The 11,342-nt window shown below is 70.3% G+C and carries 16 protein-coding genes; 11 read left to right on the plus strand and 5 right to left on the minus strand.

Features of this window, described 5'->3' with window-relative positions; all coding sequences use genetic code 11:
• The 10 genes from ubiG (at window position 1) to paoC (ending at window position 7,461) form a co-directional block, all read left to right on the plus strand.
• On the plus strand, window positions 1–759 hold the full coding sequence (gene ubiG, locus ACSQ2G_RS05285; RefSeq protein WP_436028858.1) for a bifunctional 2-polyprenyl-6-hydroxyphenol methylase/3-demethylubiquinol 3-O-methyltransferase UbiG: 759 nt from the start codon (window positions 1–3) through the stop codon (window positions 757–759).
• A 5-nt stretch (window positions 760–764) separates the two neighbouring features.
• A complete protein-coding gene (locus tag ACSQ2G_RS05290; protein ID WP_436028860.1) occupies window positions 765–1,151 on the plus strand; it encodes a hypothetical protein in 387 nt (128 codons plus the stop codon).
• Window positions 1,152–1,190: 39 nt separating this feature from the next.
• Window positions 1,191–1,460, plus strand: coding sequence for a type II toxin-antitoxin system VapB family antitoxin (locus ACSQ2G_RS05295; RefSeq protein WP_436028862.1), 270 nt, complete (start codon window positions 1,191–1,193; stop codon window positions 1,458–1,460).
• Entirely contained in the window at window positions 1,457–1,855 is a 399-nt protein-coding gene (locus ACSQ2G_RS05300) for a type II toxin-antitoxin system VapC family toxin (protein WP_436028864.1), read from the plus strand. Before ACSQ2G_RS05295 ends, ACSQ2G_RS05300 begins: the two co-directional genes overlap by 4 nt.
• Before the next feature lie 111 nt (window positions 1,856–1,966).
• A complete protein-coding gene (locus ACSQ2G_RS05305) occupies window positions 1,967–2,353 on the plus strand; it encodes a hypothetical protein (protein ID WP_436028866.1) in 387 nt (128 codons plus the stop codon).
• Between the two features lie 91 nt (window positions 2,354–2,444).
• On the plus strand, window positions 2,445–3,005 hold the full coding sequence (locus ACSQ2G_RS05310) for a glycine zipper 2TM domain-containing protein (RefSeq protein ID WP_436028946.1): 561 nt from the start codon (window positions 2,445–2,447) through the stop codon (window positions 3,003–3,005).
• A 137-nt stretch (window positions 3,006–3,142) separates the two neighbouring features.
• The gene (locus ACSQ2G_RS05315) at window positions 3,143–3,457 is read left to right on the plus strand and encodes a glycine zipper 2TM domain-containing protein (RefSeq protein ID WP_310081957.1); all 315 of its coding nucleotides are present in this window, start codon (window positions 3,143–3,145) and stop codon (window positions 3,455–3,457) included.
• A gap of 194 nt (window positions 3,458–3,651) precedes the next feature.
• Window positions 3,652–4,302, plus strand: coding sequence for an aldehyde dehydrogenase iron-sulfur subunit PaoA (gene paoA, locus ACSQ2G_RS05320; RefSeq protein ID WP_436028868.1), 651 nt, complete (start codon window positions 3,652–3,654; stop codon window positions 4,300–4,302).
• Window positions 4,299–5,249: an FAD binding domain-containing protein gene (locus ACSQ2G_RS05325; protein WP_436028870.1), complete on the plus strand. Its 951-nt coding sequence runs from the start codon at window positions 4,299–4,301 to the stop codon at window positions 5,247–5,249. The genes paoA and ACSQ2G_RS05325 overlap by 4 nt, the downstream gene beginning before the upstream one ends.
• Window positions 5,250–5,253: 4 nt before the next feature.
• Window positions 5,254–7,461, plus strand: coding sequence for an aldehyde oxidoreductase molybdenum-binding subunit PaoC (paoC, locus tag ACSQ2G_RS05330; RefSeq protein ID WP_436028872.1), 2,208 nt, complete (start codon window positions 5,254–5,256; stop codon window positions 7,459–7,461).
• A gap of 141 nt (window positions 7,462–7,602) precedes the next feature.
• Here paoC and ACSQ2G_RS05335 read toward each other — a convergent pair whose 3' ends face one another.
• From ACSQ2G_RS05335 to ACSQ2G_RS05350, 4 genes are read right to left on the minus strand one after another with little or no spacing between them, the layout of a single operon-like run.
• On the minus strand, window positions 7,603–8,037 hold the full coding sequence (locus ACSQ2G_RS05335) for a DUF1178 family protein (protein ID WP_436028874.1): 435 nt from the start codon (window positions 8,035–8,037) through the stop codon (window positions 7,603–7,605).
• Between the two features lie 15 nt (window positions 8,038–8,052).
• On the minus strand, window positions 8,053–8,889 hold the full coding sequence (locus ACSQ2G_RS05340; RefSeq protein ID WP_436028876.1) for a carbon-nitrogen hydrolase family protein: 837 nt from the start codon (window positions 8,887–8,889) through the stop codon (window positions 8,053–8,055).
• Window positions 8,886–9,140 (minus strand): glutaredoxin 3, encoded by a 255-nt coding sequence (gene grxC / locus ACSQ2G_RS05345; RefSeq protein WP_056753479.1) that lies wholly within the window; start codon window positions 9,138–9,140, stop codon window positions 8,886–8,888. The genes ACSQ2G_RS05340 and grxC overlap by 4 nt, the downstream gene beginning before the upstream one ends.
• A 32-nt stretch (window positions 9,141–9,172) precedes the next feature.
• Entirely contained in the window at window positions 9,173–9,964 is a 792-nt protein-coding gene (locus tag ACSQ2G_RS05350) for a ComF family protein (RefSeq protein ID WP_436028878.1), read from the minus strand.
• Between ACSQ2G_RS05350 and ACSQ2G_RS05355 the strand changes: the two genes are divergently transcribed.
• A complete protein-coding gene (locus ACSQ2G_RS05355) occupies window positions 9,963–10,877 on the plus strand; it encodes a methyltransferase domain-containing protein (RefSeq protein WP_436028880.1) in 915 nt (304 codons plus the stop codon). The genes ACSQ2G_RS05350 and ACSQ2G_RS05355 overlap by 2 nt on opposite strands.
• Before the next feature lie 7 nt (window positions 10,878–10,884).
• On the opposite strand, the gene mutT is transcribed toward ACSQ2G_RS05355, so the two are convergent.
• Complete coding sequence (gene mutT / locus ACSQ2G_RS05360; RefSeq protein ID WP_436028948.1) at window positions 10,885–11,289, minus strand: 8-oxo-dGTP diphosphatase MutT; 405 nt, start codon at window positions 11,287–11,289, stop codon at window positions 10,885–10,887.
• Window positions 11,290–11,342: the final 53 nt, after the last annotated feature.

Here is an 11,342-nt window from a genome sequence, read left to right on the forward strand (position 1 = left end):
ATGACCCAGACCCCTTCCGTCCCCCCCTCCTGGAGCATCGACCCCGCCGACGTGGCGCGGTTCTCGGCCATCGCGGCCGAATGGTGGGACCCGCGCGGCAAGTTCGCCCCGCTGCATGTGTTCAATCCCTGCCGGCTGGGCTTCATTCGGGAGCAGGCCCTGGCGCGGTTCGACCGCGACGGCAACGCCCGCGCCCCGTTCGAGGGGCTGAGGCTGCTGGACATCGGCTGCGGCGGCGGCCTGCTCAGCGAGCCCATGGCCCGGCTGGGCTTCACGGTCACGGCGGTCGACGCCTCGGAGAACAACATCAAGACCGCCGCCGCCCACGCCGCCGAACAGGGGCTGGAGATCGGCTACCGTCCCGCCACCGCCGAGCAGCTGCTGGCCGAGGGCGCGGGGCCGTTCGACGTGGTGCTGACCATGGAGGTCATCGAGCACGTGGCCGATCCGGGCGAATTCCTGCGCACCTGCTCGCGGCTGCTGGCGCCCGGTGGCCTGATGATCGTCGCCACCCTCAATCGCACGCTCAAGGCCCTGGCCCTGGCCAAGATCGGGGCCGAATACGTGCTGCGCTGGGTGCCGCCCGGCACCCATAATTGGAAGCAGTTCCTCAAGCCCGACGAGCTGCGCGCCTTCCTGGCCGGCGAGCCGGTGACCGTGCACGGCCCGTTCGGCGTCGCCTACAACCCGCTGACCGGCCGCTGGAGCCGCTCGGCCGATGTCGACATCAACTACATGATGACGGTGACGAGGGACTGAGCTGGATGATCGCTCTGATGATGGCCGCGGCGACGGCCTTCGCGCCTCTGACCGGAGATTTCGATCACGATGGTCGGCCCGACAAGGCCCAGATCGTCGCCCACCGCGGACAGTATGTCCTGCGCGTGACGCGCGGCGCCGACCCTGGCCATCCAGTCACGATCTGGGATTATGGCAAGGACCGGCCATGGAGCGCTTTTGTCGACACGACGCGGGCGGGCCGTTTCCAAACCGCTTGTGGCAAAGGTTACTACGGACGCGAGACCGGGCGATGTTCACGCGACTGGATCACGCTTCGGAAAGGCGACCTGTCATTCGGCTATCAGGAATCGTCCGATGCGGTCGCCGTATGGAATGGCCGGCGTTTCGACGTCGAGTGGATGTCCGACTGAATGACGAGGGGTCGTAATCATGATACGGTCAACCGCATCATGACGAAGCCCGGTCCCATCCAGATCCGCAACGCCGAGGTCGTGGAGAACATCCGCGAGCTGGCCCGTCTCCGCGGCGCGGGCCTGACCGAGACGGTCGAGGCGGCGGTGCGGGAAACGCTTGAGCGCGAGCGGATTTCACGGCGCGCCGCCGATGTCGGCAAGGATGCGGAAATCGAAGGAATCCTGCGGCGATTCCGAGCGCTCCCCCGGACAGGCCCCTTGCTGGGCGACGACGATCTCTATGACGAGGACGGCTTGCCGAAATGATGATCGTCGATGCGTCGGCGGTCGTCGCGATCCTGCTCGGCGAACCGGAGGAAGAGGCTTTCAAGGCCGCCTTGAAGGCCGCGCCGAGCAAGGCGATGTCGGTGATCAATTTCTGGGAAGTCCTGGTCCGCGCCCACGGCTTGAGCGGGCCGTCCGGACGGGAGCAGGCCGAGGCGTTGATCCGCGCGTTCGATATCGAGATCGTTGGCATCGATGTCGAGCAGACGCGGGCGGCGGCGGACGCCTTCGCGCGCTATGGCCGACGCACGCCCGCCGCGTTGAACCTCGGCGACTGCTTCGCCTACGCCCTGGCCAGGACCCGCGGCGGCGCCCTGCTCTACAAGGGCGAGGACTTCATCCGCACCGACATCGCCAACGCCCTGCCGGGCGCCTGACGGAACCTGTACCGCCGCCACGCCTTCTATTGACAAGGGACATCCTGCAAGGATTGGCGGCCCGTTCGGGGGCCGGACGTCGATCCGTTCGTCGGAACGGAGACAACGATCATGACATCGAGAACCCCCGTGTGGCTGGTGGCCTCGGCCATCGCCCTGAGCACGGCCGCGCCGGCTTTCGCCCAATCGGCCGACGCGGCCTACCAGCAGCGCCTCGAGGCCTATGGCGACCAGCGCGCCGTCTATGACGCCCAGAGCGCCGACTACCAGCAGCAGCAGCGCGACTACGACCGCGACCGCGCCAAGTACCTGGACGACAAGGCCGACTACGACCGACGCTACGGCGCCGGCGCCTATGACCGCCGCTATCCGGAATACGCCACGCGCTTCGACAGCCCGCGCTATTCCAGCAGCTCGGATTATTACGCCGAGCAGACGACCTTCGACCACGATCGCCAGATCTACGAGGACACCCGCCGCGACTACGACCGCCCGTAACGGCTACGGCGCCTATGACCGCCGCTATCCCGATCAGGCGCGGCGCTTCGGCGTCGACGGCCAGGTCTACAGCTCCGACAGCAGCGACTATCTGAGCCAGCGCGCCCAGTACGACCGCGACCGGGCCGACTACGAGCGGGCCCGCGCCGACTACGACCGCCGCTACGGCTCGGGGGCCTATGACCGCCGCTATCCCGACTACGCCACGCGCTACGGCGCGCCCTACGCCGGCCGCTACGGCGACGACGTCTCGTACAACGCGCCGTGCCGGGTGGACGCCCGGAAGAACGCCGCGGCCGGCGGCGTGATCGGGGCCCTGGTCGGGGCCGTGGCCGGGTCCAACCTGGCCGCGCGCAACGCCAAGCCGGAAGGCACGGTGTTGGGCGCCCTGGTCGGGGCCGGGGTCGGGGCCAGCATCGGCAACGCCTCGTCCAGGAACCGCTGCGACGCCGACGGCCAGTACTGGACCTATGACGAGACGGTCCCCTACCGCGAAAGCAGCCGCTATCGCGCCAGCTCCGGCGCCGCCTACAGCAACTACAGCCGCCGCTGCCGCCTGGCTCCGGCCGACACCGACTACAACGGCCGGGTCGAGACCCGCTACGTCCGGGTCTGCCCCGACAGCGAGGGCCGCTATCGCGTCCGGGGCTAACCAAGAAACGGGGATGAACGGCGCGGTCGGCGCCGCTTCATCCCCCGTTCAGGTCGCATTTCCGACAATGATGAACCCATTCGAAGCTTGAGCGTTATTGAGCGTTCAAGGATCGCCAACAAACCAGGGAGGTCGCCATGCGCGCCCATCTGAAAACTCTCGCCGTCGTCGTCGCCCTCGGCTTCACGGCGTCCACGGTGGCCGTCACCGCCGCCGAAGCCCAGACCCGCACTCACAAGGTGTGGGTGTGCAAGAGCACCAAGAGCGCCCGCAACAAGGGGACCGTGGTCGGCGCCCTCGGCGGCGGCACGCTCGGCGCGGTCGTCGCGGGTCACGGCAACAAGACCGAAGGCGCCCTGCTCGGCGGCGCGCTGGGCGCGGTCGCCGGCAACCAGATCGCCAAGAAGAACTCCAAGAAGAAGAACTGCCACTACGAGTACCGCCGCTACTAGGCGGCCTGTTCCGGTCTCGCGGACCGGGCGTCAGGATGAGCGAAGGGGCGTCGACCGGGTCGGCGCCCCTTTTCTCTTGCCTGATCCTTGCGGATTTGTTGCCCGATCGCCCCGAACCGCGTCCTCGGGGTCGCCCCGTCGCATCCTTCCCCCCATCTCGCGCATTTTGAGCTGAACAGCGCGCGAGGAACAGCATGAACAAGCAGGCGATCTTCCCGGTCTCGCGCCGAGGGGTGCTCGCGGCCGGGGTCGCCACGGCGACTCTGACCGGCGGACCGCTCTCGGCCCAGGAGACCGCCATGCCCCCCGAAGGCCCGCCCCCGACCTCGCCCGTGACGCTGAAGGTCAACGGCCAGACCCATCGGCTCGACCTGGACAACCGCACCACCCTGCTGGACGCCCTGCGCGAGCACTGGAAGCTGACTGGCACGAAGAAGGGTTGCGACCACGGCCAGTGCGGAGCCTGCACGGTCATCGTCGATGGCCGGCGGATCAACAGCTGCCTGAGCCTGGCCGTCATGCACGACGGCGACGAGATCACCACGATCGAGGGCCTGGGAACGCCCGACCGCCTGCACCCGATGCAGGCCGCCTTCGTCCGCCACGACGGCTACCAGTGCGGCTACTGCACGCCCGGCCAGATCTGCTCGGCCGTGGCGATGCTGGGCGAGATCAAGGCCGGGATCCCCAGCCACGTCAGCGCCAGCCTCGAGGCCGCGCCCGAGGCCACGGTCGACGAACTGCGCGAACGGATGAGCGGCAACATCTGCCGCTGCGGGGCCTATTCCAACATCATCGAGGCCATTCAGGACGTCGCCGGTCAGGGCGCGGGAGGCAAGGCATGAAGGCCTTCACCTACGAGCGCGCCGCCACGCCGGCCGAGGCCGCCGCCGCCGTCGCCCGCACCCCGGGCGCCAAGTTCATCGCCGGCGGCACCAACCTGCTGGACCTGATGAAGCTGCAGATCGAGACGCCGGCGCACCTGGTCGACGTCAACCGCCTGGGCCTGGACCGGATCGAGGCGACGCCGGACGGCGGCCTGCGGATCGGGGCCTTGGTGCGCAACACCGACCTGGCCGCCGACGCCCGCGTGCGCCGCGACTACGGCGTGCTGAGCCGCGCCCTGCTGGCCGGCGCCTCGGGCCAGCTGCGCAACAAGGCCACCACCGCCGGCAACCTGCTGCAGCGCACCCGGTGCCCGTATTTCTACGACACCACCAAGCCCTGCAACAAACGCGAGCCCGGCTCCGGCTGCTCGGCCCTGGGCGGTTTCAACCGCAACCTGGCCATCGTCGGGACCAGCGAGCACTGCATCGCCACCCATCCCAGCGACATGGCCGTGGCCATGCGGGTGCTGGACGCCCAGGTCGAGACGGTGAACGCCCACGGGACCATGCGCGCCATCCCGATCGCCGACTTCCACACCCTGCCGGGATCCTCGCCCCACATCGAGACCACGCTGGAGCCCGGCGAGCTGATCACCGCGGTGACCCTGGCCCGGCCGCTGGGCGGGACCCACGTCTACCGCAAGGTCCGCGACCGGGCGTCCTACGCCTTCGCCCTGGTGTCGGTGGCGGCGGTGCTGCAACCGGACGGGACCGGGCGGCTGGCGTTCGGCGGCCTGGCCCACAAGCCCTGGCGGGTCGAGACCGCCGAGCAGCGGATCGGCCAGGGCGCGCGCGCCACGGCCGGGGCGGTCCTGGCCGGGGCCCGGACCACGCCGCAGAACGCCTTCAAGACCACCCTGGTCGAGCGGACGCTCGACGCCGTCCTTAGCTCGGCGAGGGCCTGATCCGATGAAGTTCGACACGCCCGCCATGACCAACCCGATCGACCGCCTGAAGGTGGTCGGCCAGCCGCACGACCGCATCGACGGCAAGCTGAAGACCACCGGCAAGGCGCCCTACGCCTATGAGCGCCACGACGTCGCGCCTAACGCCGCCTATGGCTGCATCCTGGGCGCGGCGATCGCCAAGGGCCGGATCGACCGCATCGACACGGCCGCCGCCCGCCGCGCGCCCGGCGTGCTGGCCGTGGTCACCTACGAGAACGCCGGCAAGCTGGGCAAGGCCAAGGCGATCACCGCCCGGCTGCTGGCCGGACCCGAGGTGCAGCACTTCGACCAGGCCGTGGCCGTGGTGGTGGCCGAGACCTTTGAGCAGGCCCGCTCGGCCGCCAGGCTGATCCGGGTCGACTACACCAAGGCCAAGGGCCGCTACGACCTGGCCGCCGCCAAGGCCTCGGCGGTCAAGCCCAAGGACGGCTTCTCCCCGGCCGACACCGCTGCCGGCGACTTCGCCAAGGGCTTCGCCAAGGCGCCGGTCAGGCTGGACCAGACCTATACCACGCCCGACCAATGCCATGCGATGATGGAGCCGCACGCCACCATCGCCGCCTGGACCGGCGACAAACTGACCCTGTGGACCGCCAACCAGATGATCAACTGGGCGGTCCGCGACATGAGCGAGACCCTATTGATCCCCAAGGAGAACATCCACGTGATGTCGCCCTATGTCGGCGGCGGGTTCGGCGGCAAGCTGTGGGTGCGCAGCGACGCGGTGATGGCGGCCCTGGGCTCGCGGGCCATCGGCGGGCGTCCGGTCAAGGTCGCCCTGGCGCGGCCGCAGATGTTCAACAACACCACTCATCGCCCGGCGACCATCCAGCGGATCCGCATCGGCGCCGACCGCGACGGCAAGATCCTGGCCATCGGCCACGAGAGCTGGTCGGGCGACCTGCCCGGCGGCGACCCGGAGACCGCGGCCAACCAGACCCGCCTGCTCTACGCCGGCAAGGACCGGATGACCGCCCACCGCCTGGCGGTGCTGGACCTGCCCGAGGGCAACGCCATGCGCGCGCCCGGCGAGGCCCCCGGCATGCTGGCCCTCGAGGTCGCCATGGACGAGCTGGCCGAGCGGCTGAAGCTGGACCCGGTCGAGCTGCGTATCCGCAACGACGTGCAGTTCGACCCCGAGGCCGGCCCCGAGCGGCCGTTCTCGCACCGCAACCTGGTCGGGTGCCTGAGGGTCGGGGCCGAGCGCTTCGGCTGGGACCGGCGCAACCCGACCCCGGGCCAGGTCCGCGACGGCCGCTGGCTGGTCGGGATGGGCATGGCCGCGGCGTTCCGCAACAACATCACCATGAAGTCCGCCGCCCGGGTCGGGATCGACGCCAAGGGCGTGGTGACCGTGGCCACCGACATGACCGACATCGGCACCGGCAGCTACACGATCATCGCCCAGACCGCCGCCGAGATGATGGGCGTGTCGATCGACAAGGTCGTGGTGCTGCTGGGCGATTCCAGCTTCCCCGTCTCGGCCGGCTCGGGCGGCCAGTGGGGCGGCAACAGCTCGACTTCGGGCGTCTACGCCGCCTGCGTCAAGCTGCGCGAGGCGGTGGCGCTGAAGGCCGGCCTCGACCCGGCCACGGCGGTGTTCGAGAACGGCAAGGTCAAGGCGGGCCGCAAGAGCCTGTCCCTGGCCCGGATCGCCGGGCCCCGCGGCCTGTCGGCGGAGGATGCGATCGAGTTCGGCGACCTGGGCGAAAAATACGCCCAGTCCACCTTCGGCGCCCACTTCGCCGAGGTCGGGGTCGACGCCGACACCGGCGAGATCCGCGTGCGGCGGATGAGCGGCGCCTTCGCCGCCGGCCGCATCCTCAATCCCAAGTCGGCCCGCAGCCAGGTGATCGGGGCCATGACCATGGGCGTAGGCGCGGCGCTGATGGAGGAGGCCGTGGTCGATCCGGGCTTCGGCTATTTCGTCAACCACGACATGGCCGAGTACCAGGTGCCGGTCCACGCCGACATCCCGCACCAGGAAGTGTTCTTCCTCGACGAGGTCGACGACAAGTCCTCGCCGATGAAGGCCAAGGGCGTGGGCGAGCTGGGCATCTGCGGCGTCGGCGCGGCCGTGGCCAACGCCGTCTACAACGCCTGCGGCGTACGGATCCGCGACTATCCGCTGACCTTGGACAAGGTGCTGAAGGGGATGGCGGCGGCCTAACTTCCCGTTGTCATCCCGGAAGCCTCGCAGAGGCTGTCCGGGACCCAGGGGACCGGGCGAATGCGGTGCGGCTGTCCTGGGTCCCGGACAAGCGCTGCGCGCTTTCCGGGATGACAACCGTGAGGCCCCCCGCCGTCCGCCTCAGTTCACGTCCGTCTTCTTCGGCGCGGCCGGCGGCAGGGGGGCGACCTGGACGCCGTCCTCGATCAGCGCCTTGACCTCCTTGGGCGAGGCCTCGCCATAGATGCCGCGGTCCTCGGACTTGCCGTCGTGGATGTCGCGGGCCTCCTTGGCGAAGCGGTCGCCGACATAGTCGAAGTTCTCCTCGACCTGGCGGCGGACCTCGCCCATGGCGGTCATCATCATCTCGCGCATCTGAGCGCTGGGTTCGGGGGCGGCCTTATGCGCCTTGGTGCCCGCCACGGCGGGGGCCATGATCTGTTTGCGCACCGTCTTTGAGGCGCACAGCGGGCATTCCAGCAGCCCGCGCGCGGCCTGGTCGTCATAGTCGGACGACGAGCCGAACCAGCCTTCGAAGGCGTGGTCGTGGTCGCAAGCGAGCGCGTACTTGATCATACAGCCTATATGGGGTCAGGGACCCGTGAAGGCACGGGCGTTCTTCAGGGTCGGGATCGCCGCGCGGGCCTTGTCGACCGCCGCGAGGTCGAGATCGGCGATCAACACGCCCGGCTCGTCGTGGTCAAGTTTTCCGATCACCTCGCCCCACGGGCCGATGGCGATCGAGCGGCCCCAGGTGCCGCGGCCGTCCTCGTGGAAGCCGCCCTGGGCCGCGGCGATCACGAACGAGCCGGTCTCGATGGCCCGGGCCCGCAACAGGATGTCCCAGTGCGCCTCGCCGGTGGGCCGGGTGAAGGCGGCGGGGACGGTCAGGACCTGAGCCCCGCCCAGCGCCAAGGCCCGGTGCAGGGCCGGAAACCGCATGTCGTAGCAGATGGTCAGGCCGAAGGTCGCCAGCGGGGTCTCGACCACGGCCGCGCGGTCGCCAGGCTCGTAGGTCGCCGATTCCCGCGCCGTCTCGCCGGTCGGCAGGTCCACATCGAACATGTGCAGCTTGTCGTAGGTCGCGACGATCGCCCCGCTCGGATCGATCACCGCCTGGCGGTTCGCCGCCTTGCCGTCTTCCCGTTTCACAAGGGCCGAGCCGACGTCGATCCAGACCCCCAGCTCGCGGGCCAGGTCGCGCAGGCCCAGCACCACCGGGTCCTCGTCCAGCGACACCAGGGTCGGCAGCAGCCTGGCGCGGTCCTTCTGCAAGACGTTGACGCCTTCGGGGGTCAGGATGAACCGAGCGCCCTGCGTCGCGGCCTCGCGGACCAGCGGGACGACATGCTCCAGCGCCGCGGCGTGGGTGGCGGGCGTGCGGGTCTGGACCAGGCCGACGCGCAGGGGCGCTTGGGGCGTCGTCATGCGGCCAGCAGCGGGTCCAGCTTACCCTCGCGCTCCAGGGCCATCATGTCGTCGCAGCCGCCGATGTGCTGGTCGCCGACGAAGATCTGCGGGAAGGTGGCGCGGCCCGAGCGGTCCATCATCTCCTTGCGCAGTGCCGGGTCCATGCCCGCCTCGATCTCCGTGAAGTCGGCGCCCTTGTCGTTGAGCAGCTTCAGGGCGCGGGCGCAGTAGCCGCAGAACGGACGGGTGTAGATGGTGACCTTGGCCATGGGGAATCCGTAACAGAAGTCGTTTCCAGTCCTCATATAGGACGCGCTTGCATTTCTGTAACGCGCGCGACGACGGCGAGTGTCACCTGGGCCGCGCCGGCCGCCAGCAGGGCCCGGGCGCAGCCCTCGGCGGTGGCGCCCGTGGTCAGGACGTCGTCGATCAGCAGCACCTTGCGGCCGATCACCCGGTGGCGTCGCGGCTCGGGCACGGCGAAGGCGGCGGCGACGTTGCGGCGGCGGCCGTCGGCCGACTTGCCGCCCTGGCTGTCGGTGTCGCGCCGGCGGACCAGGGTGTCGGGCAGGTAGGCCCGCGCCGCCAGGGCGCACAGCGGCCGGGCGATCTCGGCGGCCTGGTTGTAGCGGCGCTTGCGCAGGCGCGAGCGGTGCATCGGCACGGGGACCACCGCCTGCGCCTCGTCCAGCAGGTCGGCGGCGCAGCGCGACAGCCAGCGGGCGAACAGGCCCGACAGGTCGGTGCGGTCGGCGTGCTTGAGCTTGAGGATCAGGTCGCGCGAGTGCTCGTCATAGAGGCAGGCGGCCCGCGCCCGGGCGAAGGCGCGGGGCTTGGCCTGGCACAGGGCGCAGCGGATCTCGCCGGCGTCGTAGGCGAACGGCGCGCCGCAGCCGTCGCAGACCGGGCCGTCCAGGAAGGTGATCCGGCTCCAGGCCTGCGCCGACAGGCCCGAGGTCAGGGCCGCCCCGCCGTCGAAGGCGCGCGGCGGCAGGATCAGGTCCAGCATCCCCTGCGCGAACGCCGTGACGCGAGCCGGCGGCCTCCCCAAAGCTTTCCATGGCGCGCGAGAAGCCCCATCTTGCGCGGACATGACCGACGCTCCCCTGCTCTTCGACCGCGCCCTGCTGCGCGCCCGCCTCGACCGCGCCGCCCCCGGCTTCGACGCCGCCGGCTTCCTGAAGGCCCGGGCCGCCGAGGACGCCGTGCTGCGCCTGGAGGCGATCCTGCGGGAGTTTCCGGTGGCCGTCGACCTGGGAAGCCGAAACGGCGCTTTCTCGCGGGCCCTGGCGGATAGCGACGCCCAGGCCAAGATCGGCCTGCTGATCGAGACCGACCTGTCGGCGCGGATGCTGACGGGCCGACAGGGGCCGCGGATCGTCGCCGACGAGGAGCGCCTGCCGTTCGGCGACGCCACGCTCGACCTGGTGGTCTCGACCCTGGCCCTGCACTGGACCAACGACCTGGTCGGGGCGCTGATCCAGATCCGTCGCGCGCTGAAGCCCGACGGCCTGTTCGTCGGCGCCCTGTTTGGCGGGGCGACCCTGACCGAGCTGCGCCAGGCCCTGCTGGCCGCCGAGGACGAGATCACCGGCGGGGCCTTCCCCCGCGTTTCGCCGTTCGCCGACACGGTGGACGCCGCCGGCCTGCTGCAGCGCGCCGGCTTCGCCCTGCCGGTGGCCGACAAGGACCGGGTCAAGGTGCGCTACGCCCACCCGATCGCCCTGCTCAAGGACCTGCGGGCCATGGGCGAGACCAGCGTGCTGATCGGCCGCTCGCGCAAGCCGCTGGGCCGCCGGGTGCTGCTGCGGGCGATGGAGATCTATCAGCAGCGGTTCGCCGAGCCCGACGGCCGGGTGCCGGCCACGTTCGAGATCATCACGGTGACGGGCTGGGCCCCGCACGAGCGCCAGCAAAAGCCCCTGCGTCCCGGCTCGGCCAAGATGCGGCTGGCGGACGCGCTGGGGACGGTCGAACAGCCGGCCGGGGACAAGGCGGGAAGCTAGAGCCGCCTCACAGCAGGTCCCGCAGCCAGGCGATCAACGGCAGGTCGGCCGGCGGCATCGGATAGTCCGCCAGTTGGTCCGGCTTCACCCACTTCAGCGCCTCGTGCTCCTTGGCGGTCACCCGCCCGTCCCAGCGGCGCAGCAGGTACAGCGGCATCAGCAGGTGGAACGACTCGTAGCTGTGCGAGGCGAAGACGAACGGCGCCAGGCAGGCCTGGGCGACCCTGATGTCCAGCTCCTCGTGCAGCTCGCGGATCAGGCACTGTTCGGGCGTCTCGCCGGGCTCGACCTTGCCGCCGGGAAACTCCCACAGACCGGCCAGCTGCTTGCCCTTGGGCCGCTGGCAGATCAGCACGCGGCCGTCGACATCGATCAGGGCGGCGGCGACGACGAGGACTGTGGGCTTGGTCATGGGCGCGTTAGTCGAACAGCCGGCGACGGTTGGCAACCTTGAATCCCTCTCTC

Source organism: Caulobacter sp. LjRoot300 (assembly GCF_964253875.1).
Lineage (GTDB): Bacteria > Pseudomonadota > Alphaproteobacteria > Caulobacterales > Caulobacteraceae > Caulobacter.